Source organism: Campylobacter sp., from assembly GCF_052169515.1.
Lineage (GTDB): Bacteria > Campylobacterota > Campylobacteria > Campylobacterales > Campylobacteraceae > Campylobacter_A.
Window position 1 is genome coordinate 1 of sequence record NZ_JBQNCH010000024.1, and the last position, 22,281, is coordinate 22,281.

Sequence of the window (22,281 nt, forward strand, 5' to 3'; positions counted from 1 at the left end):
TGTGGCATTTAGCTGCTAGATCGTTGTCGTGGGTGATTAGGATGAGGGCGGCGTTGAAATTTTTATATAGCAATCCCATATCTTTGACTACACGACGATAAATCATTACTTACATAAACCATGATCTAAAAATCTTTCAAATGATAAACAAGAATAGAAAATCTTAGCGTATAGGAGATAAAACCATCTCCTATATTTTATACGCTGGTTTTAATTGCAGTTTATAAATTTACTTAAAACTCGTTTTCTTTAATGATTTAGATCATGACTCTAATCGAGTCCTTTAATCATTTACCCACTTTTCTACAGCAATCTTTTCTTAGTCCATTGCTTTTTTCACAACATCTTGCGTAAGCTTGCTTTGATAGTGCAGCATCCTTTTTCACTCGCTGAGCAGTTGCACCACCTCTGCCATATTCATATATCTCACCGAGCTCTTTACACGAAGCTGTGTCATTTTCGCTGTAGCAACCTTTTATGAAAATCTGCTCGGCAGTAGCCCACTGACCTTTAGAAACAGCCTGCATTCCATCGCCGTGACTCTTTCCGGCTTGTGCCGAGGATAGCGCTAAAGATGCTAAAAAGATCACTAAAATCAACTTTTTCATGACGACTCCTTTGTGTGGATTTGTAAGATGATTATACCACCAAAAAGGCTTTAATGTTTAAAAAATATTTACGAAATAATTTTGTAGAAATTTATAGCAAGAGCTGGTGCATCACACCAACTCTCTTATACTTTTTGTAAGCTCCAAACTTGCTTCGATCTCAGCACGTTTTGCCATGACGCTTTCTATGTTGATACTTAAATTTAGTCCGTTTTTATCACCAAATTTCTTTAGCTCGCACCAAATTTCTTTAATAATATTGCAGCTCTCAGCCAGGTAGTCTGAGCTTAAATTTAGCCTCTCTTCGACCGAATTTGGCACGCTAACTCCGAGCCACTTAATAAATTCAAGCGTTTTTGGATTGCCAGCTGTGCTAAATGTAAGAAATATCGGCTCGCTTATCTTAGCAGCCGCGCAGTCCTCTAAAAATTTACGCGTCATATCCGTGTCAAAAATCGCTTGTGAGATGAAAAATTTAGCCCCAGCTGCGATCTTTTCACGCATCCTTTGCGGCTCATCGCCCTTTTTAGCGTGCCTCTCAGCGATACAGACACCACCAACAGCCAAGTCCTCAAACTCCCTAGTGATCTCATAAGCGCGAGCTAAATTTAGTCTCACCTTTTGCGAGCTAGAAGTTGCTCCAACTAGCACGTTTAAATTTGAGCTTTGAGCCTTAAGTGCTGCGCGAAATTCATCCTCGCCGTATCCGCTAGCCACCCTGTAAAATATGCTAGGAGTGGCGACGTTTAGATACTTTTTATAGTAAATTTCAGAGCTTAGCGTGCCGCTAAACTCAAATGTCCGCTCGCTATCATTTCGCTCGCTCTCATCTTGCACCTCATAAAGCACGAGTCCGTCGGCGTTTATGCTCTCTATCCTGCCCGTCCAGCGATCCGAGATGTCGCGCAGCTTAGCCTCGTCAAATTCGGCCTTTGGCGGCGTTAGTCCGTAGAGCACGAGCCCTTTTTCTTTGTTTAAAATTTTTTCTTTTAGCATTTTCTCACTTTTGAACTAGATCAGCCCTCATCACCACTCCAACAGAATTTCTTGACGACATGCAGACAAACTCGTCTTTTAGATATTTTGCGTCGGCTCGCCAAAAGCTTACTATATTTGCCACGTCGGCATTTTGCTTTTTAGCAGCTATCATATATCTTTTTATGACAGCAACAAAAGCCTCTTGGCAATAGCCCTTTATATCTCCGCTATCAGTGATAAATCTTTGAACCTTGAAATTTGCCTTTATGACGCTTTTATTTTGGTCGTTTGAGCCGAATTCAAGCCTCACATTTTCAAAGCCTGCTAGCTCTTTTTTGGCAGCTTCTAAATTTAAAGTCTCGCTGATACTATAGATATTTGTTTGCTTATACGCACCTTTGTTGAGTGGTATAGAGTGGCGTCCAGAACTACATCCGGACGCAAAGATAACTAATACTACAAATAGAAAAATCCTTTTCATTTTCAAATCCTTTTTAATTAAATTTTATAGACCTCTTACGATCTTGACGGCCTCTACCATGTTTTTAAGGCTTGGCTCGACCTCTTCCCATTTTCTAGTTTTTAGGCCACAATCTGGGTTGATCCAGAGCTGCTCTTTTGGTAGCACCTCAAGCAGAGCTTTGATCTGAGCGACGATCTCCTCGACACTTGGCACGCGTGGGCTGTGGATGTCGTAAACGCCAGGGCCGACCTCTTGTTTGTAGCCAACAGCTTTGAAAATTTTAAGTAGCTCGTTGCCACTTCTTGCAGTCTCGATACTGATAACATCAGCATCCATAGCTTCTATGGTCTTAATAATATCGTTAAATTCAGAGTAGCACATATGCGTGTGGATCTGAGTTTTCGCCTCGGCTGAGCTTACTGAAAGCTTGAAGCAATCAACCGCAAATTTCTCATAAGCTGGGATGTTTTTAGCTCTTAGCGGATAACCCTCTTTAAACGCTGCCTCATCGACTTGGATCACTCTGATGCCCGCATTTTGAAGGTCTTCGATCTCGTCATAGATACAAAGTGCAAGCTGTTTTGCCACCTCGCTTCTTGGCAAGTCATCACGCACAAAGCTCCAGTTTAGCATCGTTACAGGTCCAGTTAACATTCCCTTCATTACGTGTTTTGTGATGCTTTGAGCGTATTTCATCCACTTAACAGTCATTGGCTCTGGGCGGCTTACGTCACCAAAGAGAAGTGGTGGCTTGACGCAGCGGCTGCCGTAGCTTTGTACCCAGCCATTTTGGCTAAATGCATATCCGCTGATCTGCTCACCAAAGTACTCAACCATGTCATTTCTCTCTGGCTCGCCGTGTACTAGCACGTCTAGGCCGATATCTTCTTGAAATTTCACGCAGTGATCGATATATTTTTTGATGCCTGCTTCATAAGCGGCCACGTCGATCTCGCCTTTTTTGAAATTTTGGCGAAGTACGCGAAGATCAACCGTTTGAGGGAAGCTGCCTATCGTTGTTGTTGGCAAGATGCCGTATTTTAGCGTTTCACGTTGAATTTTGATGCGATCTTCAAATTTCTCATCACGCTCAAATTTAGTTAAATTTTTGATGCGGTTTTGAACGCTATCTGAGTGGATGAGCTTTGAAGTAGCGCGAGTTTTAACAGCATTTTTGTTCTCTTCGTAAATTTTTGTTTCGCTCTCATCAAGCTTCTCGCCGTTTGCTAGTTTTGTGATGATCTTGATCTCATCAAGCTTCTCAACCGCAAAGCTTAGCCAGCTTTTGATCTCTGGGCTTAAATTCTCTTCATATTTTAGGGTGTATGGTACGTGTAGAAGTGAGCATGAAGTACCTATATAAAAGTCTTTGCCACCTATTTTCTCTGAAATTTCACCTACAAGTTTTACCTTCTCATCTATGTTGCTTTTCCAGATATTTCTGCCGTCAATCACACCTGCAAATAGCGTCAAATGGCTATTTTTGATAGTCTCAAGGACTTCAAAATTTCTCTTGCCGTGGATGAAGTCAAGCGCAATGCCGTAAATTTTAGTTTTAGCCACTTCGCTAACTGCCTTGATCGCATGCTCAAAATATGTCGCAAATACTATTTTAACGTTGTTTGCAACGCCTGTTAGCTCGTTATAAACCTTTGTGATAAGTGGCAAAAGTAGCTCTTCGTTTTTATCTGTTACAAAGATCGGCTCGTCAAACTGCACTAAAATTTCATCATCAAGCTTAGAAATTTGCTCAAGTAGCTTTTTGTACTCGCCTACAAGCGCATCAAGGTGCTTAAATGGGCAGCTGCCGTCAGTCGTCTTTGAAAGAGCCAAAAATGTGATAGGACCGATCAAATTTACCTTGCCTTTTACGCCATTTGCCTTTGCCTCTTTGTACTCAGCCAAAATTTTGTCCGCTTTTAGGCTAAATTTGCTCTCGCTGCTAAGCTCTGGCACGATGTAGTGGTAATTTGTGTTAAACCACTTTGTCATCTCCATAGCAACGCCGTTTTTGTTGCCTCTTGAGCAAGCGAAATATTGCTCTGAACCACTTAAATTTGCAAATCTTGGAGGTGTGGCACCAAAAGCGATGATGTTATCAAGCATTAGGTCGTAAAATGAAAAATCATTAACGCTAATAGCCCAAATGCCAGCATCTTGTTGATATTTCCAGTGTCTTTGGCGAAGCGTCTTTGCAGTCTCTTGCAAATTCTCTTCGCTAAAGCCCTCTTTACCAGCCCAAAAGCCCTCTAACGCACGCTTTAACTCTCTTTTTTCTCCGATTCTTGGAAAACCTAAAACATAACTTTTTATCATTTTTATCCTTTTTAAATTTTTTAATTAAACCTGTGCAAAGCACAGCAACCTTGAATATTTTTATGCAGGTACAAGGGGGCTAGAATTACGAAACCGCCCCTTTATCCCTACGACCCAAACCCCCAGCACGTTCAATGTTGTTGCGCTGTGCACAAGTTTAGGTCACACCACTCGTGGTGGATGACACCCGCTTCTTCTTAAGCTAAAGTAAAATTTATAAAAAACCCTACTAAAAAGATCCTTACCAAATTTTAAACACTGCTTTGTTTTATTTTTAAAAATGCAGTTACAATGCAGCGGACCTGCTAGCAAAAATGGATTTATATCGATGTGAAAAAATGTAAAATTGTTTAAAAATTTGCGTGATTTTTGAAAATCGCTGATATGTTTTTTGCCGAGATTAACGAGCTTTATGCATGGGACAAGGCATCAGCGTTTTTCCTTTGAGATAAAATTTGTCCGGCATTATAGACGCTCTTTGCCAAATTTTTGTTTAAATTTGGGCGCTACTAAATTTCACGCCCAAAACTTTTAGTCTTTTTTGCCTTTATTTAAAGATTTTAGCTTAGCATCCATATCAGCTGTAAGCATAGTAAAGACTTTGTTTGTAAGCTGCTGAGTTAAGTCTTTAGCCTCTTGCATAGTCTTTTGGCTAAAGTCATTTAGGAGTTTGTTGGCCTTTTTCTTATCTTTTTTATAAAGCTTTACGTACTCATCTTCAAATTTAGCCTGCTTTACCGCCAACTCTTTTTCAAATTTAGCGTAGGCCTCTTTAACCACCAGTGAATACTTCTCATAGTCAGTCATCACAAGAGTTTGAAGCTTTCTATAAACCCAGTATATCGAAGTATCATCAGCATCGTATGAGCCATCTGAATAGCCTTTTATAAAGCCATCAAGCCCCTCGTAATACGGCAAATAAACGCTAAGATCAGCCATACCAAGAGCTACGTAGGTCACGCGGCCAATCTCTTTTGGTAGCCATGGGCGCACCTGCATGACGTGAGACTCGTATGTTCTAAAGACGCTTATAGCGCGGTAGATGTTTTTCTTATCTTCATCTTTGCTGGCGTAGTTATCAAACGCAGTACCGTTGTAGTGGGCTCTCATAGCAGCTTTTAGGTCTTCAACACTTAGTTTTTTCTCTGGTTTTAAAAATACTGGAAATTTCTGACCATCGGCGAAGTCTTGTTTTAGACTTGGGTTAAACATGCTTTGCACCCAGCAAACACGTGGATAGTTGTAGGTCATATCCCTCTCATCATCCCTTGTGTAGGCTTTTGTAAAGTTAAATTCGCCATCTTTTGCAGGGTCATAAGTCTTGTTATCGATCGCAAATTTGATCACATCTTTTGCGCCCATGAAATTTAGATCGTTCTCTTTATAGTTTTGAAGACGGCCTTGGTTTGCAGTGACGAAATACTCATCTGGAGCGATCTTTGTGGCGATCCACTTGTGGCCTGTGCCTGTCTCAAAGTACCAAAGTTCGTTTGCGTCGATAAATACCACGCCAAAGCCCTCGCCAGCGCCCTTTGTCTCTACTATCTCGCCAAGAAGCTTAACGCCCTCTTTTGCGCTCTTCATACGTGGCAAAAGCACGTCTGGGATGTCATCTTCGGTGATGCCAGTCTCTTCATTATATGGGTCGATCTTTAAAAGCTCGTCTTTTGCGTAGATAGTCTCGGTGCCGCTTAGTCCAACGCCAGCCTCGTTGTAGCCGACTGCTCCGTGAAGTTTTGTGTGCGAATTTGCAACAGTTGTATATCTCATACCATCTTTTGGAAGTGGGTATGTAAAATCATTTGCACCGTCGTGAGCCTTTGAGCTGTGCATGCCAGTTTGATTTTTCTTTGCTGGATGGATTAAAAAGACCTGTGCCTTTACAGCCTTGCTGTCTGCGCTCCTGGCGACTAACATAGAGCCATCGTTTGAAGCTTTATCTCCTACTAAAATAGTAGTGCATGCCAAGCTACTTGTGCCTAAAATCGCACTTATAGCGACGATTGATGCAAGAATTTTGCCTTTCATTTTTACTCCTTTAGTAAAATAAAATTTCTTTATGTGATTATACGCCAAATTTAATAAATTAGTTCCATATTTTAAAAATTTTTTAAGTTAAATGTAAATTTATTGCAAATTTTGTCTAAGTAAAATTTAAATTTTCTAAAGGATTTTTCGCTATAATCCAAAACTTACGCAATTGCGTATAAAATTTCAAAAAGGATTAGCATGCCAAAGATGAAAACCGTTCGCGGTGCTGCTAAGCGCTTTAAAGTAGGTAAAAATAAGATAAAAAGAGGCTCTGCATTTAGAAGCCATATCTTAACAAAAAAGCCTAGTAAGCGCATGAGAGATTTGCGTGGCCCACAATATGTGGACAGCACAAATGTCCCAGCCGTTCGCAAAATGCTCGGCGTATAAGCAGCTGTAGATTTAAGTTTTTGACAAAAAGTCATTCAAACTCCCCCAAATTTAGGGGCAAGACTCACTTCGTGAGCGCCAATTTGTAAAAGGATAAATATGGCAAGAGTAAAAACAGGCGTAGTTAGAAGAAGACGCCATAAGAAAGTTTTAAAGCTAGCACGTGGCTTTTTCAGTGCTAGACATAAACACTTTAGAAAAGCTAAAGAGCAACTAGAGAGAAGTTTAGTTTACGCATACCGCGACAGACGCCAGAAAAAACGTGATTTCAGACGTTTATGGATCGTTCGTATCAACGCAGCTTGCAGACTAAACGACATTAGCTATTCAAGATTTATCAACGGCCTAAACAAAGCTAACATAGAACTTGATAGAAAAATTTTAGCTGATCTAGCTATGAATGACGCGAAGGCATTTGCGGCACTTGCAAAACAAGCAAAAGATGCTTTGAAATAACACCTTTTCTCCGCTTCGGCGGAGATTCTTTTTTATATTTAAATCTAATTACAAAAAATAGTTTTAAAATCTTTTCTCTATTCAAGTTTGAACTAAAATTTAAATTTGTCGCATATGAGCCGTTTCCACATATCGTAGCGTAAAATCCGTCACCATTACAAAATCCTATTCATGCTCTTTTATAAGACAAAATCATTGCCACTATCGTTATGCTTTGATACTTACAAAATCATCCTTTTATTTTTTAAAATTGAGATAGAATTATTGGTAAAATTTGAAAGCGATCTATTGTGGATAATTACATTTTAAATTTAGAAAGAGAATTTTCTCTAATAGAAAATGGTTTTAAGGTGCAAGAAAAAAGAGCTTTGGCTGACTATAAAACAAAAGGCGATGAGTATTGCAAAAAGCTGGCAGAGCTAGCATATAGCTCAAAGGTCTATCAGGTCAGGATGTACGCTATCTTTCTCTTTGGGTATCTATCTGATAGCAAAGAAATTTTGGCATTTATGAGAGATGAAATTTCCAAAGATAAAAAATGGCGAGTTCAGGAAATTTTAGCAAAGGCATTTGATGAGTTTTGCAAAAAAAGAGGCTACGAGCAAGCACTACCAACCATTGATGATTGGCTAAAAAGCGCTAATGCAAACGCAAGAAGAGCTGTTAGCGAGGGCTTAAGGATTTGGACAAGCAGACCATATTTTAAAGACAACCCAAATGATGCCATTTGGCGACTTGCTAGCTTAAAGGACGATATGAGCGAGTATGTGAGAAAATCAGCCGGCAATGCCTTAAAAGATATAAGCAAAAAATTTCCAAATTTAATAACAACCGAGCTAAAAAGCTGGGATTTACAAAGCAAAGAGGTCGCTCAAACATATAAATTTGCAAGTAAATTTATCAACAAGTAGTAGCGCCGATCTGCTCTAGAAATTTCTCTAGTTCCTGCTCTAAATTTTCTTTATCAACGCTGTTGTCTATAACAAAATTTGCCTTTTCTCGCTTTTGCTCTATATCCATCTGAAGCTCCACTCTAGCTTTTGCTACTTCTAAATTTAGAGCGTTTCGGCTCATTAGGCGGTTTATTAGCAGCTCTTTTGGCGCATAGATCACAGCTATATTTTTAAACTCGGTGTATCGATCTTGCTTTTCAAAAAATAAAGGGATATCCACAAAATAAACCTGCCCTAAAGCCTCAAGCTGCGATGCTCGAGATAAAATTTCAGCTTTTATTCTTGGGTGTAAAATTTGCTCTAAAATTTTTAACTTTTTTGGATCATTAAAAACAATGGTGCCAAGTTTTTGCCGATCGATTTTGCCAGCTTCACCTAAAATTTTCTCTCCAAAAACTTCCACTATCTCACATTTACAAATTTCAAGCTGCTCATGAGCGATCGCGTCAGCATCAATCACGCTAAAACCTCGTTCTTTTAGTAAATTTGAAACAGTGCTTTTGCCACTAGCAATAGAGCCAGTGATGACATAAGCGTTTGGAAATTTCTGCAAACTTGCTCCATTTTTGAAAATTGATAACAATTTTAGCAACTTTTAGCTAAAGTTTTAAAAAATAACCAAAAGGGTAAAAATGATAAGCTATAAAGATGCTGGAGTGGATATAGATGCTGGAAATAGCTTTGTTGAGGCGATCAAGCCTTTTGTAAAATCTACACAAACGTCAAACGTTATAGGCGGCATTGGGTCATTTTCGGGAGCAGTTAGGCTACCGAGCGGATATAAAAATCCTGCCATCTTAGGTGCGACTGATGGCGTCGGCACAAAGCTTCGCCTAGCTATCGACGCTAAGAAATTTGACGGCGTTGGCGAGGATCTAGTCGCAATGTGCGTAAACGACCTCATCTGTAACTTCGCTACACCACTATTTTTCCTAGATTACTACGCAACAGCAAAACTTGAGATAGAGAGTGCCAAAGAGGTGGTGAAAAGTATAGCAAATGGCTGCAAAAAAGCACAGTGTGCACTTATTGGCGGTGAGACAGCCGAGATGCCATCGATGTATGAAAAAGGCGACTTCGACCTTGCTGGATTTGCCGTGGGTATCGCCGAGGCCGACGAGATCGATAGAAGCAAATTTGTAAAAGCAGGTGACGTTTTAGTCGCGCTTCCTAGTAGTGGCCTGCACTCAAATGGCTTTTCACTAGCAAGAAAAGTAGTTAGCGAGCTTGGACTAAAATTTGATGAAAAAGTAGGTGATAGAACGCTCATTGACGTGCTTCTTGAGCCAACAAGAATTTACGTTAGTGACTTTTTAAATTTAAAAGATAAGATCACAGCAATGGCTCACATCACTGGTGGTGGCATAGTTGAGAACTTACCTCGCGTCTTTCCTGCTGGACTTGGCGCAAAAGTGCAAAAAAGCGCTATAAAAACGCCTGAAATTTTTAAAATTCTTGCCCAAAAAGTAGAAGATAGCGAGATGATGAGAACCTTTAACATGGGTGTTGGCATGATCCTAGTTGTGCCAAAACAAAACGTCGATGCTGTGCTAGCTAATAGTGATGGCTACGTGATAGGCGAAGTTATAAACGGTAAAGGCGTAGAACTAGTTTAATGCACTCAAATAGTATAAAACGTCTGCAAAAGACTGACAAGAAAAGTTTTTTTGGTATTAGTGTTTATGAATTTCGTGGTATTTTTGGTGTACTAGAAAGTGATATAAAAAAGCTTGCTTTTTATGATCATTGGGACAATGTCTCACGTGGCTCAACCATAATGCTTGTAATGGAAGATAATGGCGAAGATGGCGATACTCATGATGAAAGTTGCAAGGTAGTTGATCACTTTATCTACCTATACGACTGGGAGAAATTTAGCCGTATCTACATAAACACGGGAAATTGAGTTGGCAAAGCAAAAGGCAAAAATCGCACCTATTTGGGCTAGAGCAAAGGCTTTTATCATCGACCTTTTTATCATCGGTATGCCGATATTTTATGCGACGACCTACCTTTTACTTGACGGCAAAGAGGCATTTTTGCACAACCAATTAGCCATCTTTGGTGCCAATAGCCTAATTTCGCTCATCATTTGCCTGTTTTTTAGTTACAAAGCACAAACTCCAGGTTACAAAGCACAAGAAATTTATCTCGTAAATTTAAAGACTGGCAAAAAACTAGGTTTTTTTCACGTGGTATTACGTCAAATTTGCTTTGTATTTGCCGGTTTTAGTATACTTGGACTTTGCCTTTGTTTCTTTAGAAAAGACAAGCTAAATCTGCACGACATCATCACTCACTCAGCTGCCGTGCAAAGACTAGAAAGATAAATCTTACTTCGCCCCATGCCAAAGTAGGCGGTTTTTGCCTAGCTTTGTATCGATACTATCTTTTATAATAGAGCAAATGTACTCTTTTGAAAGTTGTATGGACTCCTCTAAGCTCTTGCCCTTTGCTAAAAAGCAAGCAAGTGCAGTAGAGAAACTACATCCTGTTCCGCTCATTATCAATGGATCTATAAGCGGGGTTTTAAAAATTTGTAGCAAACCATCTTTTCTGTAAAGTGTATCTATACTGCTACCCTCACTCACACGTTTTTTTACTATGATGTCACAAGGAAGCTCTTTGAAGTTTCCTTCAAAAAGGACATTTGCCTCATCTAAATTTGGTGTAGCTATTGTAGCCAAGCTCATTAGCTCTTTTAGCTTTGATACTGCGCTATCTTTTATGAGTTTATGTCCGCTCTTTGAGACACATACTGGGTCAAGCACTACTTTAGTATTTTGATTTAGCAAAAATTCATGTACCACTTCCATGATCTCTTCGCTAAATAGCATGCCGATTTTTATCGCATCAAAACTAAACTCTTCTGCAAGCGTATTTAGCTGGTCTTTGACAAAGCTGGGCTCAAGGCAAACTACACTTTTTATCGCATCTGTGGTCTCAGCAACCAACGAAGTCACTGCTGTAGCGCTGTAACAATTAAGCTTAGCACAAGTTTTTATATCAGCTTGAAGTCCTGCTGTACCGCTATTACAAGATCCTGCGATGATTAGAATTTTTTTCATCGTTTTCCTTTGAAATTTTTGGCTGTATTATAAAAAATATTATATAAATTTGAGTTTTTTGGTTAGTAGAAATTTGAGCTAGAAGCTCAAATTTTATGAAAGTTTATTTAGATCGTTGTCAATCTCAATATATATCGTAGTTGCATCAAAATTTCCAGACTCAAAACTAGAGTATGTTTGCTTGGCACCATTTTCTTTATGCTCATTCATTTTAGCCAAAAGATCATCCTGCTCATTTATAAATTCTGGATTTATTTCATTTGAGCTAATGCTTATGTCGATATTTTTGTCATCTTTGCTGTCCATGACCAAATTATCATTTGCATTTTCTTGCTCGTCATTAGCCTCATTAAACATATCATCTACTTTTTTGTTTATATGATCTAAAATCGATACATAATCCTCACCAAGAAGTGCTTTAAATAAAGCATCTGTATCTACGCTAGCCTCACCGATCTCATCGCTCACTACACTACTATCTAGCCAAAGGGTATCATATCCTTTTAGAGATATATCCTGTCCGTCATTTGCCATAATTGTGATACTTGAGTTTTCGCTCTCGCCTTTTATTGCCTCTCCGATATAAACTTCATCATTTACGTTTAAAACTCTTACATGGTCATTTTGGTCTATTGCTACAACATTTGATGAAACGCTTTTTACTATACCAGCTACTGCTGCCATTATTGTTCCTTATCTTTATTTTGACTGTATTTTAGTGTATTTTGTTAATTTTGCATATTGTACTATGGTACTAAAAAGGACAATTGTCCTAACTTTTTATAGATAATTTTAAAAATTTTTACCAAACTGCTTTTAATTATGCTGACTTCGCAACCAAAATATATCCACTTTCGCTAATATTTTTAAATTTCACTCCAAGCTCACGCTTTAGCCGAAGTATGATATTTTGTATAGCTGCCTTGCTAACATCACTGCTCTCATAGACAAATTCCTCAATCATCTCGTAAGTAACTAGTTTATTTAGATTATAAGCAAAGAGCCAAAATACCTTATTTTGTAAAAAGCTCAGATAAATTTCACTGCCGTTTTTATAAATTTTCTCTCTTTTTAAATTTATGCTCACCTCATCGCTTAAATGCACAAGTTTCTCATCTCGCTCGAAGCTTAGGCTTATTAGCATTGACCGTAGCTCTTTTATGTCTATTGGCTTTTTTAAAAAGAGCGTCGCGCCTTGCTCCATACTTTTTATCAAATTTTCATCGTTATCATACGAGGTAAAGACGATAAATTTCTGATGTGGTTTTAGCCTTTTTATCTCATTCATCATCTCAAAGCCATTTAGCACCGGCATATGAATGTCGCTTATCACGATGTCAAAGCCTTGTTTTTTAAATTTCTCCACTCCCTCTTGCCCGTTGCTAGCGCCAACTACTAGCTCACAATATGGCTTTAGTCCACTTACTATAAGCTCTCTTGCCATCTCATCATCTTCTACAACCAAAATGGATATCTTTTTTAAAATTTCTAAAGCTTCTTGCATGTTTTAGTCCTTTAGATTTGTTTCAAAACTTAGCTCAAATACCGTGGGCTTTGCGTTATTTATGAGTTTTACGTCGCCATTTAGTTTTTCTCGAGCTAGCTTTTTAGCAAAATAAAGCCCTATGCCATTTCCTTGTTTTTTGGTGGTATTTAGCCAGGTAAAAATTTTCTCGCTCATCTGCTGGCTTACGCCATTACCATTATCGTAAACACCGATGTAGGATTTGTTTTCAAAGCTTCTAAATCTTATCTCTATGATGCGTTTTAGTGGCTCGTCTTTATAACTTTCTACCAATGAATCCTTTGCATTATGGATAAGGATAAGCAAAATTTGCTGTATGATATTTTCTATTTGGTAGGCTTTTTGTCCGTTAAAGCCTCTTAGATTTACACTCACATTTACGCGGCTAAGCTCAGTGTGCATAAGGGTTAGGAGATTTTTCACGCTAGTTTGGATATCAAATTCACTCACGTTTTCGGCACTTTTGTAAAAATTTCTAAAAATTTCAATGGTACTTGAGAGAAGCTCAACCGATCTTTGCCCCTTTTCAAGTAAATTTATAAGCTCATCATCGCTTAACTTTTTATCTTTTTTTAGCATAATTGCTGAGCTTAGCATTAGCTTTAGAGAATTTACGGGCTGGATAAATTGATGATTGATACCACTTACGAGCTCACCAGCTTCGCCCATCTTGGCTCTATGAGCCAGTAAAGTCTCATACTCATATTGCATCTTTTTTATCTTGTTATACATAAAGTTGTGAAGTATGTTTGCCAAAAATGTAAGTGCTACAAAGGCAAAGAGCAAAGTCAAAGCGTTTTTTAGAATTTCTCTTGTTAGGGCTGAAATTTCATCTTCGTTATTTGTGCCAGCTCCGATGAACCAGTTTATCATTGGTATTTCGGCTATTTGGATTAGATTTTGCCCTATTTTTATACACGTGAAATCCTCATCTTTTAAAAATAACTCTTTAAAATTTTCCTCGATCTCCTTTTTAAGCATAAGATCTGGTAATGGCGTCAGTATCTCACCGCTATGAGTTACCAAAAAAGCATAAGAATTTGGAGTAAGATTAAAATTTTTGATGCTGTTAAAGATATTTTCTATCCTTACAATGCCACAAAGTGCGGCCTTAAAGCCATCATTTTGTTCGACTGGAACACATAAATTTAGAGTTGGGCTATTTAAAATTTTGTGGTTTTTCATGAAATTTACGCTTGGGGCATTTGTATTTTTAGTCTCCAGATACCAGATAAGCCCTACTCTCTCTTGCTTAGACATCACATCTTCTGATATCTTTTGCCCGTTTACAAAAATTTCTCCATCATCTCTTAAAACCTGTATCAGATCAAACTCTTTTTCATTTTGTTTAAAGAGCCTAATAAAACCGGCAATCTTATCATCATCACCTACAATATCAGCATTTTGTATAAATTTTGAGGCTCGAACTAGAGAATTTATACGTTCATTAAGCCAAACTTGAAAGTTATTTACGATATTTTTGCTGACTGCGATGTTGTTTTTATCAGATAGTTCGATGATCTTTTCTTTTGCATTGTTGTAGCTATTTAGCCCAAGAAGTATGACAAAAAGGCTTGCGAGCAAAATGATCGCATAAATTTTAATATTTTGTGATTTGAGGTTAATACGCATAAACGGCAGTATATCTAAAGTTGACCCAAATTTGGGCCAACTAGAATTTTAAATATGTCAAAAGTTTTGAGATAAACATGATTGCAAGCACTGTAAAGCAAACGCCAAATCCAAGCAGCGTACAATCAGCCATCGACATAAATTTAGTTGATGGCACGAGATACCAGCCATCTTGATAAAGCTCTATTATGCTCCTTTGAAGATCACTTAGTACTGCACCATCTGGTACGATTGGGTTATCATATCCGCAGTCGCCTGTTGGCATAAACCAGTCGGGTGCCCACTTCTCAAGCGGTAAGCCAAATGGATAGTGTGGCTCTGTTGAGCAGCCTTGCACGCCAAAGGGATCATCGCCATGCACTGCTTCGTGGATCTTAGTAAGCTTTACGCTATACATTATACCTTGCACTGCTCCCCAAAAGGCAAAAACGTAGCCGATTAAAGCAAAGAGTAAATTTTTAGGATTTATCATAGCTATCACGCCACCAAGTGCCATGCATAAAAAAGCAAAACGTATATAGACGCACTGCTCGCAAGGAGGCATATAAGCATAGTTTTGAAAGAGTGAGTGTGCCAAAACGACAAGTGCAACGCTTACAAAGACTAGGATCGACCAAGACAAGCGTGAGTCTTGAAATTTAGCCAAATTCTGTATAAATCTCATTTAGTTGCCTTATTTTCTCAAAAGCTCTTCAATGAGTGCTGCCATACTATCAAGCGAGGTTATTGATTTTGTCATTATAAGATATTTGCCATTTACGACAAACGCTGGTACGCCTTGAATTTTGGCCACGTCATAGCTATCGTCCCAGTTTTTTAAAAGCTCAACCACTTTTGGATTTGCAAGTTCTTTTTCATAATCCACTTTGCTAATTCCAGCTGCGTCAAGTCCGGTCTTTAAAAAAACATCAGCATCTTTGCCATCACTCCAACGCTCTTTTTTGTCATGATAAGCTTTATAATAAGCAAATTTGGCCTTTTTAAATAGCGAATTTTCATCAAATAAACTCACGCCTTTTGCTTCGTCCATAACGATAAGAACAGCAAAAATTTTGCTTCCGAGCTCGCCGTATTCGCCTTTTGTCTTGAGATGAAATGGCTCGTATTTTAAACCAGGAATTTTATCAACCACCTTTGGAGTGACGCTTTTGTCATACTTGTAGCAAAACGGACAAGCATAGTTAAATATCTTAACAAGCGTATTTTGCCCCACATTTAGTGGCTTTTCGAGCTTGACATAGTCCTCTCCCTCGCTAAACGCGCTCGCACTGATCGCTCCAGCCAGCGCAACAGTAAACAAAGCCTTACTAAATTTAGAAAGAAAACCCATAACAATCTCCTTTTTAGATGATTTTACTTTGAATTATTCTACAACCAATTTCAACCACAAATTTAACACTAAAATAAATTCTTGCTGAAATTTATAAGATATTGCACCAACTAAAAATTTAATTTTTACTAGAGCTTATCTCATTTATCGCAGCCAAAGCATTTAACGCACTTGGATAGCCTATAAATGGTATAAGTGTTGTAACTACGCTTATTAGCTTGGCTCTATCATTACCGATGCCAAAATTTGCCGCAATGTGTCCTAAAAGCTGTGGCTTTGCAAAACCAAGAGTTACGATATAAACAAAAGTCAAAAGCTCTCTAAGCTCCAGACTAAGCACACCTCTTGCATAAAAATCACCAAAGCAGTTTTGCGATAAAAATTCCATTATATGCCTTTGGTCATTTGGCGTTGAGGCGATAAATTTATCAACCGCTGGGAAGAGTTTTCTTTGTATTTCAAGGCCTCGTTCACCTCTGCCTTCTCTTGATTTTTTAGGCATATTTTCAAGCTTTATGCAACGCTCATTAAAAATCTCATCAGCTAAAAATATCTGATCTTCTACCCTGCCAAGCCCAGCATAAGGGACTGCTTGATATAAAATTTCTTTGATATCTCCTGCTGATATGCCTACGTTTAAAGCAGCTTTAACAAAGCTTTTAAATGAGCTTTTTGCACCTCCACTCACGCAAAGAGAGGCGACGATAACCAAAAGTCTTGTTTGTTCGTCGATGTTTATCTTATCGCCGATATCACCTAAAAAATTTAAATAATCCTCCAGAAAATCGCTACTATCTGACTCGAGCTGTGAGCTTGAGTTAAACCAAGTTTCATAAATTTTCTTTGCGTTATTAGTTAATTTCATGAGGTCTGCTCCATTGTTTAGGGCAGATTATAAGTACTAAAGCGTAAATGCCAGCTTAAGCACTTTGACACGCCTATTTTTGCCCTCAAATTAAATATATTTTTAAATTTTAAGTTACTATAAAGCTTGTTGTGATTTTTATGTTATAAAGTTTTATTACAATTACAAAGGAGACAATTATTTTTTATTACTCCTTTTACCTGATTTAAGCCTTGGGCGTTCCAAGGCTTTACTAAATTTTATAAGTTCTATGGATAGAATTTATAAAATTTATTTAAAGGAGATGTTATGAAAAATACTTTGAGTTGTCTTGCACTAGCCTCTGTGCTTTATTCATCGGCCTTTGCCATAGGTGGTCCAAGCGGAGCCAAGCTTGACTATGCTATCACTGGTCAAATCGGCGAAGTAGTAGTAAATCCTTACGACACTGCTCCACTTACCGCAGTTATCAAAAATGGAGGCTACACACTAAGCAACGCCAAAGTAACCATCGTGCCAAAACAAGGCGGTCAAGTAATAAGTTATAAAGTGGCCGACAAACATCTTCGCACACATGGCGGCATCCCGGTTTTTGGCATGTACCCTGACTATCAAAACACCGTTGAGGTCGAATACGATAAGATTTACAAGGGCAAAAGCGAGCACGTAAAAGAGAGCTATAAAATTTACGCTCCAGCTATCTACTTAGAGAGTGCTGGCACACCAAACCAAAAGGGTGCGCTATTTGACAAGATCGAGGTTACTAAGCCTGCGAGTGCTAAATTTGCAAACCGCCTCTACTACGTAAATAACTTCGTAAATAAAACAGGCAAGGGCACAAAAGTCGTTTGGAACAACCCAGCTGGCGGTGCGATCGAGTGGAACTACAGCCCAAATAACTTCATCCTTGATACAAAAGGTGAGGTTAGATGGTATCTTGAACCAAGCAAAATTTATGACCTAAAACAGCCATTTCATGCTGGCGTAATGATGGGCTTTAAGCAAAATGACGACGGCGCTATGACTTGGGGCTATGGCCAAAGATACGCAAAATACGACATCATGGGTAGAGAAATTTTCAACCGCGAGCTACCAGCTAGCTACAACGACTTCTCTCACTCGATGGACGTAGCACAAAATGGACACTATTTCTTGCGCGTGGCAAATGCTGACTACAAAAGAGCTGATGGCAAAAACGTAAGAACAGTGCGCGACGTGATCGTTGAGCTTGACCGCGACGGCAACGTAGTTGATGACTTTAGGCTTTATGAAATTCTTGATCCTTATCGCGACATCGTGCTAAAAACACTTGATCAAGGTGCGGTTTGCCTAAACATAGACGCTAAAAAAGCAGGTCACACAGCAAGCTCCGATGAACTTCAGTCTATGGATACTCACGATAAGTGGGGCGACATCGTAGGCGCAGGTCCGGGACGTAACTGGGCGCATGTAAATAGCGTGGATTATGACCCAAGCGATGATAGCATCATCATCTCAAGCCGCCACCAAGATGCAGTTATAAAGATCGGCCGTGATAAACAAGTAAAATGGATAATGGGTGCTCATAAAGGCTGGAGCGATAAATTTAAAGATAAACTTCTTCAACCAGTCGATGCCAAAGGCAGTAAAATCGTCTGCGAAGATGAGTACTCAAAATGTCCAGGATACGAGAGCGACAATGGCGGATTTGACTGGCAGTGGACGCAGCACACGGCATTTAGGATAGACAGCAAGTCCAAAAAAGGTCTTGTCTATCTCACTGTCTTTGACAACGGCGATACAAGAGGCATGGAGCAACCCGCAATGGCAGGAATGAAATACTCTCGTGCAGTTGTTTATAAAATAGATGAAAATAAAAAGACAGTCGAGCAAATCTGGGAATACGGCAAAGAGCGTGGCAAAGAGTGGTATAGCTCAGTCACCAGCCTTACACAATATCAAGACGACCTTGATAGTATCATGGTATATTCAGCCGTTGCTGGTATGCAGTTTGACATCGCCAAAGGCCGTCCAGTAGGACTTCCTAGCCCACATATAGATGAGTTTGAGTGGGGCGCAAAAGAGCCTAGCATCGAGATAAAAATGACAAATGCGATGGGCTATCAGGCATTTCCATTTAGCTTGCAAAAAGCTTTTGAGAAATAAGCAATTTAACTCTTACATAAATTTCCCCTCCATCTTGTATGGAGAGGGAAATCTTTCTTATAAATTTTAAAAATTTAGCCATTCTTATATCCGATAAAGTTCTTAAATTATAAAAATATATTATTCATAAATTGCATATTAAGGTAGTAATATATATTATTTGTAATCTAAATATAAAGATATATATTTCATAAAAAGGAAGAAAATGAGAAAAATTTTCACTGCCTTAGTGGCGTTGATGGCTGCTTTTAGTATAAATGCGGCTGAGTTTAGAGAGGTTAAAGACATATCTGGCGACATCGTCAAAGTCCCTGTAAATGTAGAAAAGATCGCTACGCTTTGGTATGCAAATAACCAAATCGTCTTGATGCTAGGTGGTGCTGACAAAATAGTCGCAACAACCGATCTTATAAAAAATAACAAATGGTTTGCACATATATACCCTAGAATTTCAAGCATTCCAAATGGCGTAAACGGCAAGAGTCTGCAAGTAGAAGAGCTAGTCAAACTAAGCCCTGATATCGTGATAGCCGCAGATAAAAAGAACAAAGAAGAGCTAACTAAAAATGGCTTTAACGTCCTTTATCCCTCATTTACAAACCATGCCGACATGAAAAAGAGCGTAGCTATTATGGCTGATACCATAGGAGGAGATGCCCCAAAGATAGCTCAAAAATTTAATGACTATTTTGATCAAAATCTCCAAAAAGTACTAAGCAAAACTAGTAAGATAGCTCAAAACGAGAGACCAAAAGTGCTTCACATAGCAGATGGTAAAAATTTATTCAAAGTAGATGGCTCAAATACAATAATCGATGAGTGGATAAGTGTCGCAGGTGGCATAAATGCAGTACAAGCAAAGGGCAATATGCTAGAAATCAATGCGGAAGAGATACCAAATATAAATCCAGACGTGATCATCATAGGTAGAGCCAAATCGCCAGACGCTATAGAAAAGATATATAAAAACAAAGTCTATGCTGGCACAAATGCTGTCAAAAACAAAAAAGTCTTCGTAAATCCAGCAGGTGTTTTTAGCTGGGATAGATACGGAGCCGAGGGAGCTTTGCAAATTTTATGGGCGGCTAAGACCTTACATCCTGAAATCTTTAAAGATCTGGACATAACAGCTGAAACAAAGAAATTTTATAAAGAATTTCTGCACTATGAGCTAAGCGATGATGAAATAAATTACATCTTAAATGGTCTAGATCCAACTGGAAAATAATTTATCCTTACGGCGGTAAATTTATCTACATTTACCGCCAAATTTTAATCCATTTTAAGCCTTTGTTTATCATCCAGACTTACTGATTAAATAACTAAAATTTTGTAGATTTGATGCTAGTTAAAAATATAAACAATTATAAAAATTTAATGATAGAAAAGAGATACCCCAATGGATAAACCTTGGGGTATTTAATCTTTTTGTTAATAAAGCGTAAGCTTAGAACGTTATATTAGTTATATCGTTTTTAATTTCTATCGTAACGGTTCCGTCAGTACTAGTGTATTCCGTATAGTCCGAATCTACGGGCCTAGCGGAGCTTTGGTTAAAGCCGCTTAAATTTAACTTATCGTTACCATCACCATCTATTCTTAGCTTGTTGTTATTATCAGTCATATCTAAAACATCTTTAGCTGATAGCGTTACAACGTTTGTATCAGCCGAAGTTTTATTAACGTCTGTTATATCTAGCGTTTCGATATTTTTAACATGACTAAAATCAATACTACTATCGGCAATTTTTAACGTATCATTGCCAGCTCCACCATCAATCTTAGATGTATCTTGGATGTTAGCGTTTTTACCGATAGATATAAAATCGTCCCCGTCTCTAGTATCAATAATAGAATTACTAATTTTGGTACCGCTAATCGTTACATTATCGGAATGCTCGGATGTATAAAATTTAGAACTCTTAATGACTCCGCCCGTAATATTCATATTGATAATATCCTCTTTAGAAGAGTAAGTCTCGTTTGTTATTGGATCCGGGGCATTGAAATAAAAATTATTGATTTCACCGCCTTTAATATTAAGGGTTTTTGTATCTACTCTATCATCATGCAATTCACTATAAAATGCACTTCCTCCGACTACAAGTGAACCCGCCTCGATATTGATTACATCATCGCCCTCTCCTAAATTTATATGCGAGCCAAAAATCGCCCCAGATTTAATATTTACGATATCATCTCCACCGCCTCCCATAATAGAATTTCTGGTAACTACATGAGATCCTTTATCAAAATTAAATATAGTGGCGTCTTGACCGTGTTGTCCGTATCCAGTCAAATGAGTATCTTCTACAGTCGAGTTTTTAATCGTAATCTCATTATGACCGTCTTGCATAGCTATTCTAGAATTACCACCTTTAAGTGTGGCACCGTTTATCAAAACCTTATCATCTCCTCCGCCAAGATACATTTGAACATTATCTACTATGCCTCCATCGGTTATATTTATTTTGTCTCCCCCATTTCCTGTATTGATAGTGCTTAAATTACTTGTATCTGTACTTTTTAAGTGCCCTTTGATATTTACAGTACTTCCGCTTGAAGCATAATAATTTACTTGAAAATTATCTGCTGTCGAGCCACTTTCAAAGTTTATCTCCCCACTACCTCTACCGCTTATATTTGCCTTATTTATAGAAGCACCTTTTTTAATGTTTACGATATCTAAATCATTTGCATTACCGGTATTAATAAGACTAGGGGTATTCGTAGTGCCGTATAAATTGCCGTATAAATTTACAACGTCGTCATCGTCTCCGGAATTCACTTGAGAACCGTTTTTAATCTCTCCATATAGGTTAATAATGTCGTTACCTATCTTGGTATCTATTGTTTTTCCATCTAAGCCCTTAGTAAATGATACTTCATCGTCCGTATCAGTAATAGTGCCAGTATTGCTTGACGAAGCTATTTGAGAATTATCGCTAGTCACATTTACAGTAGCTTTTCTTTCATAAACGCCTTGAACTGCTCCGTCTATACTACTAAAACGAGAATCATCTCCTACACGTTCTCCTTGATTTTGGATAGAGTTGTTTGTTAGCTGCGCTATTCTAACCTCTAGATTTTCTATATCTCTAGGATCATTTACGGTAAGTTTATTACCATACATTGGAACCCAATCACCATCAGCATCTTTGTATTCAAAGACATAATTGCCATCTGGAGTTTCTATCTCCTTATAGTCTACACCTTTTTCTACACCACTTAGGCTAAAAGCATATGTAGTTGGTCTAGTTGCTAATCTATTTACGCCACTTGTAGCTAGATCGCCTAGAGAGAATTTATACTCTGGGCCATTCCAATCTTGCCCCTCTGTCACATTTGTTGAACCTAGAGCTGTAATTGTAGCAATAGGAGGTATAACAGGAGTTGCTCCAGCTCCAGCTCCAACAGCACTTCCTCCACTTACACCAAAGCTATTATCTCCACCTGCTGCTAGAGATAAAGCATCTATAGTTCCTACATTAGCATATATGTTACTAATGTGGCCTCCTTCTGCAAAGCTAGCAGAAGATAAG

At 38.4% G+C, this 22,281-nt stretch carries 22 protein-coding genes; 8 read left to right on the forward strand and 14 right to left on the reverse strand.

The features are described 5' to 3' along the window. Nucleotides 1-287 precede the first annotated feature (287 nt). The 5 genes from ACTTKV_RS08345 to ACTTKV_RS08365 all read right to left on the reverse strand — a co-directional run bounded on the left by ACTTKV_RS08345 (nt 288) and on the right by ACTTKV_RS08365 (nt 6,393). Nucleotides 288-608, reverse strand: a complete 321-nt coding sequence (locus ACTTKV_RS08345) for a hypothetical protein (RefSeq protein ID WP_442550116.1) — start codon at nt 606-608, stop codon at nt 288-290. A gap of 111 nt (nt 609-719) precedes the next feature. Then, nucleotides 720-1,604: a methylenetetrahydrofolate reductase gene (locus ACTTKV_RS08350; RefSeq protein WP_442550117.1), complete on the reverse strand. Its 885-nt coding sequence runs from the start codon at nt 1,602-1,604 to the stop codon at nt 720-722. A 4-nt stretch (nt 1,605-1,608) separates the two neighbouring features. Then, nucleotides 1,609-2,067: a hypothetical protein gene (locus tag ACTTKV_RS08355; protein WP_442550118.1), complete on the reverse strand. Its 459-nt coding sequence runs from the start codon at nt 2,065-2,067 to the stop codon at nt 1,609-1,611. 24 nt (nt 2,068-2,091) lie between these two features. Beyond that, nucleotides 2,092-4,365 carry a 5-methyltetrahydropteroyltriglutamate--homocysteine S-methyltransferase gene (metE, locus tag ACTTKV_RS08360; RefSeq protein WP_442550119.1) on the reverse strand — a complete coding sequence of 758 codons (2,274 nt, stop codon included), beginning with the start codon at nt 4,363-4,365 and terminating at the stop codon, nt 2,092-2,094. Between the two features lie 531 nt (nt 4,366-4,896). Further along, complete coding sequence (locus ACTTKV_RS08365; RefSeq protein ID WP_442550120.1) at nt 4,897-6,393, reverse strand: C69 family dipeptidase; 1,497 nt, start codon at nt 6,391-6,393, stop codon at nt 4,897-4,899. A gap of 201 nt (nt 6,394-6,594) precedes the next feature. Here ACTTKV_RS08365 and rpmI point away from each other — a divergent pair, with 201 nt between their 5' ends. The 3 genes from rpmI (at nt 6,595) to ACTTKV_RS08380 (ending at nt 8,153) form a co-directional block, all read left to right on the forward strand. Continuing rightward, the gene (gene rpmI, locus ACTTKV_RS08370) at nt 6,595-6,786 is read left to right on the forward strand and encodes a 50S ribosomal protein L35 (RefSeq protein WP_012000969.1); all 192 of its coding nucleotides are present in this window, start codon (nt 6,595-6,597) and stop codon (nt 6,784-6,786) included. 99 nt (nt 6,787-6,885) lie between these two features. Continuing rightward, on the forward strand, nt 6,886-7,242 hold the full coding sequence (rplT, locus tag ACTTKV_RS08375; RefSeq protein WP_009295119.1) for a 50S ribosomal protein L20: 357 nt from the start codon (nt 6,886-6,888) through the stop codon (nt 7,240-7,242). 290 nt (nt 7,243-7,532) lie between these two features. Beyond that, nucleotides 7,533-8,153 (forward strand): DNA alkylation repair protein, encoded by a 621-nt coding sequence (locus ACTTKV_RS08380; RefSeq protein ID WP_442550121.1) that lies wholly within the window; start codon nt 7,533-7,535, stop codon nt 8,151-8,153. On the opposite strand, the gene coaE is transcribed toward ACTTKV_RS08380, so the two are convergent. Continuing rightward, a complete protein-coding gene (gene coaE / locus ACTTKV_RS08385) occupies nt 8,143-8,748 on the reverse strand; it encodes a dephospho-CoA kinase (protein ID WP_442550122.1) in 606 nt (201 codons plus the stop codon). The genes ACTTKV_RS08380 and coaE overlap by 11 nt on opposite strands. A gap of 79 nt (nt 8,749-8,827) precedes the next feature. On the opposite strand from coaE, the gene purM reads away from it, so the two are divergent. The 3 genes from purM to ACTTKV_RS08400 are packed head-to-tail and all read left to right on the forward strand — an operon-like array spanning nt 8,828 to nt 10,525. After that, entirely contained in the window at nt 8,828-9,811 is a 984-nt protein-coding gene (gene purM, locus ACTTKV_RS08390; RefSeq protein WP_442550123.1) for a phosphoribosylformylglycinamidine cyclo-ligase, read from the forward strand. Next, nucleotides 9,811-10,101 (forward strand): hypothetical protein, encoded by a 291-nt coding sequence (locus ACTTKV_RS08395; RefSeq protein ID WP_442550124.1) that lies wholly within the window; start codon nt 9,811-9,813, stop codon nt 10,099-10,101. Before purM ends, ACTTKV_RS08395 begins: the two co-directional genes overlap by 1 nt. Before the next feature lies 1 nt (nt 10,102). After that, nucleotides 10,103-10,525 carry an RDD family protein gene (locus ACTTKV_RS08400; RefSeq protein WP_442550125.1) on the forward strand — a complete coding sequence of 141 codons (423 nt, stop codon included), beginning with the start codon at nt 10,103-10,105 and terminating at the stop codon, nt 10,523-10,525. A gap of 3 nt (nt 10,526-10,528) precedes the next feature. Here ACTTKV_RS08400 and ACTTKV_RS08405 read toward each other — a convergent pair whose 3' ends face one another. From ACTTKV_RS08405 to ACTTKV_RS08435, 7 genes are all read right to left on the reverse strand, one after another. After that, nucleotides 10,529-11,263 (reverse strand): hydroxymethylpyrimidine/phosphomethylpyrimidine kinase, encoded by a 735-nt coding sequence (locus ACTTKV_RS08405; RefSeq protein ID WP_442550126.1) that lies wholly within the window; start codon nt 11,261-11,263, stop codon nt 10,529-10,531. A gap of 93 nt (nt 11,264-11,356) precedes the next feature. Next, nucleotides 11,357-11,947: a hypothetical protein gene (locus ACTTKV_RS08410; protein ID WP_442550127.1), complete on the reverse strand. Its 591-nt coding sequence runs from the start codon at nt 11,945-11,947 to the stop codon at nt 11,357-11,359. A 136-nt stretch (nt 11,948-12,083) separates the two neighbouring features. Further along, complete coding sequence (locus tag ACTTKV_RS08415; RefSeq protein ID WP_442550128.1) at nt 12,084-12,767, reverse strand: response regulator transcription factor; 684 nt, start codon at nt 12,765-12,767, stop codon at nt 12,084-12,086. A 3-nt stretch (nt 12,768-12,770) separates the two neighbouring features. Then, entirely contained in the window at nt 12,771-14,420 is a 1,650-nt protein-coding gene (locus ACTTKV_RS08420) for an ATP-binding protein (protein ID WP_442550129.1), read from the reverse strand. Nucleotides 14,421-14,460: 40 nt separating this feature from the next. After that, on the reverse strand, nt 14,461-15,084 hold the full coding sequence (gene dsbI / locus ACTTKV_RS08425) for a protein-disulfide oxidoreductase DsbI (RefSeq protein WP_442550130.1): 624 nt from the start codon (nt 15,082-15,084) through the stop codon (nt 14,461-14,463). Between the two features lie 9 nt (nt 15,085-15,093). Beyond that, a complete protein-coding gene (locus ACTTKV_RS08430; protein ID WP_442550131.1) occupies nt 15,094-15,750 on the reverse strand; it encodes a thiol:disulfide interchange protein DsbA/DsbL in 657 nt (218 codons plus the stop codon). A 118-nt stretch (nt 15,751-15,868) separates the two neighbouring features. Continuing rightward, a complete protein-coding gene (locus ACTTKV_RS08435; protein WP_442550132.1) occupies nt 15,869-16,615 on the reverse strand; it encodes a carboxymuconolactone decarboxylase family protein in 747 nt (248 codons plus the stop codon). Between the two features lie 288 nt (nt 16,616-16,903). On the opposite strand from ACTTKV_RS08435, the gene ACTTKV_RS08440 reads away from it, so the two are divergent. Both ACTTKV_RS08440 and ACTTKV_RS08445 read left to right on the forward strand, forming a co-directional pair. Beyond that, nucleotides 16,904-18,739, forward strand: coding sequence for an aryl-sulfate sulfotransferase (locus tag ACTTKV_RS08440; protein WP_442550133.1), 1,836 nt, complete (start codon nt 16,904-16,906; stop codon nt 18,737-18,739). 205 nt (nt 18,740-18,944) lie between these two features. After that, entirely contained in the window at nt 18,945-19,967 is a 1,023-nt protein-coding gene (locus ACTTKV_RS08445) for an ABC transporter substrate-binding protein (RefSeq protein WP_442550134.1), read from the forward strand. Nucleotides 19,968-20,186: 219 nt separating this feature from the next. Here ACTTKV_RS08445 and ACTTKV_RS08450 read toward each other — a convergent pair. Then, nucleotides 20,187-22,281 (reverse strand): hypothetical protein (locus tag ACTTKV_RS08450; protein WP_442550135.1); only part of this gene is annotated, 2,095 nt, incomplete at its 5' end.

Coding starts and splice junctions, on each gene's coding strand:
- ACTTKV_RS08365 (WP_442550120.1), bottom strand. CDS start 6,393: ATGAAAGGCAAAATTCTTGCATCAATCGTCGCTATAAGTGCGATTTTA.
- ACTTKV_RS08440 (WP_442550133.1), top strand. CDS start 16,904: ATGAAAAATACTTTGAGTTGTCTTGCACTAGCCTCTGTGCTTTATTCA.
- ACTTKV_RS08355 (WP_442550118.1), bottom strand. CDS start 2,067: ATGAAAAGGATTTTTCTATTTGTAGTATTAGTTATCTTTGCGTCCGGA.
- purM (WP_442550123.1), top strand. CDS start 8,828: ATGATAAGCTATAAAGATGCTGGAGTGGATATAGATGCTGGAAATAGC.
- ACTTKV_RS08345 (WP_442550116.1), bottom strand. CDS start 608: ATGAAAAAGTTGATTTTAGTGATCTTTTTAGCATCTTTAGCGCTATCC.
- rpmI (WP_012000969.1), top strand. CDS start 6,595: ATGCCAAAGATGAAAACCGTTCGCGGTGCTGCTAAGCGCTTTAAAGTA.
- ACTTKV_RS08350 (WP_442550117.1), bottom strand. CDS start 1,604: ATGCTAAAAGAAAAAATTTTAAACAAAGAAAAAGGGCTCGTGCTCTAC.
- ACTTKV_RS08420 (WP_442550129.1), bottom strand. CDS start 14,420: ATGCGTATTAACCTCAAATCACAAAATATTAAAATTTATGCGATCATT.
- ACTTKV_RS08395 (WP_442550124.1), top strand. CDS start 9,811: ATGCACTCAAATAGTATAAAACGTCTGCAAAAGACTGACAAGAAAAGT.
- ACTTKV_RS08445 (WP_442550134.1), top strand. CDS start 18,945: ATGAGAAAAATTTTCACTGCCTTAGTGGCGTTGATGGCTGCTTTTAGT.
- ACTTKV_RS08405 (WP_442550126.1), bottom strand. CDS start 11,263: ATGAAAAAAATTCTAATCATCGCAGGATCTTGTAATAGCGGTACAGCA.
- ACTTKV_RS08410 (WP_442550127.1), bottom strand. CDS start 11,947: ATGGCAGCAGTAGCTGGTATAGTAAAAAGCGTTTCATCAAATGTTGTA.
- ACTTKV_RS08435 (WP_442550132.1), bottom strand. CDS start 16,615: ATGAAATTAACTAATAACGCAAAGAAAATTTATGAAACTTGGTTTAAC.
- dsbI (WP_442550130.1), bottom strand. CDS start 15,084: ATGAGATTTATACAGAATTTGGCTAAATTTCAAGACTCACGCTTGTCT.
- ACTTKV_RS08415 (WP_442550128.1), bottom strand. CDS start 12,767: ATGCAAGAAGCTTTAGAAATTTTAAAAAAGATATCCATTTTGGTTGTA.
- rplT (WP_009295119.1), top strand. CDS start 6,886: ATGGCAAGAGTAAAAACAGGCGTAGTTAGAAGAAGACGCCATAAGAAA.
- ACTTKV_RS08430 (WP_442550131.1), bottom strand. CDS start 15,750: ATGGGTTTTCTTTCTAAATTTAGTAAGGCTTTGTTTACTGTTGCGCTG.
- metE (WP_442550119.1), bottom strand. CDS start 4,365: ATGATAAAAAGTTATGTTTTAGGTTTTCCAAGAATCGGAGAAAAAAGA.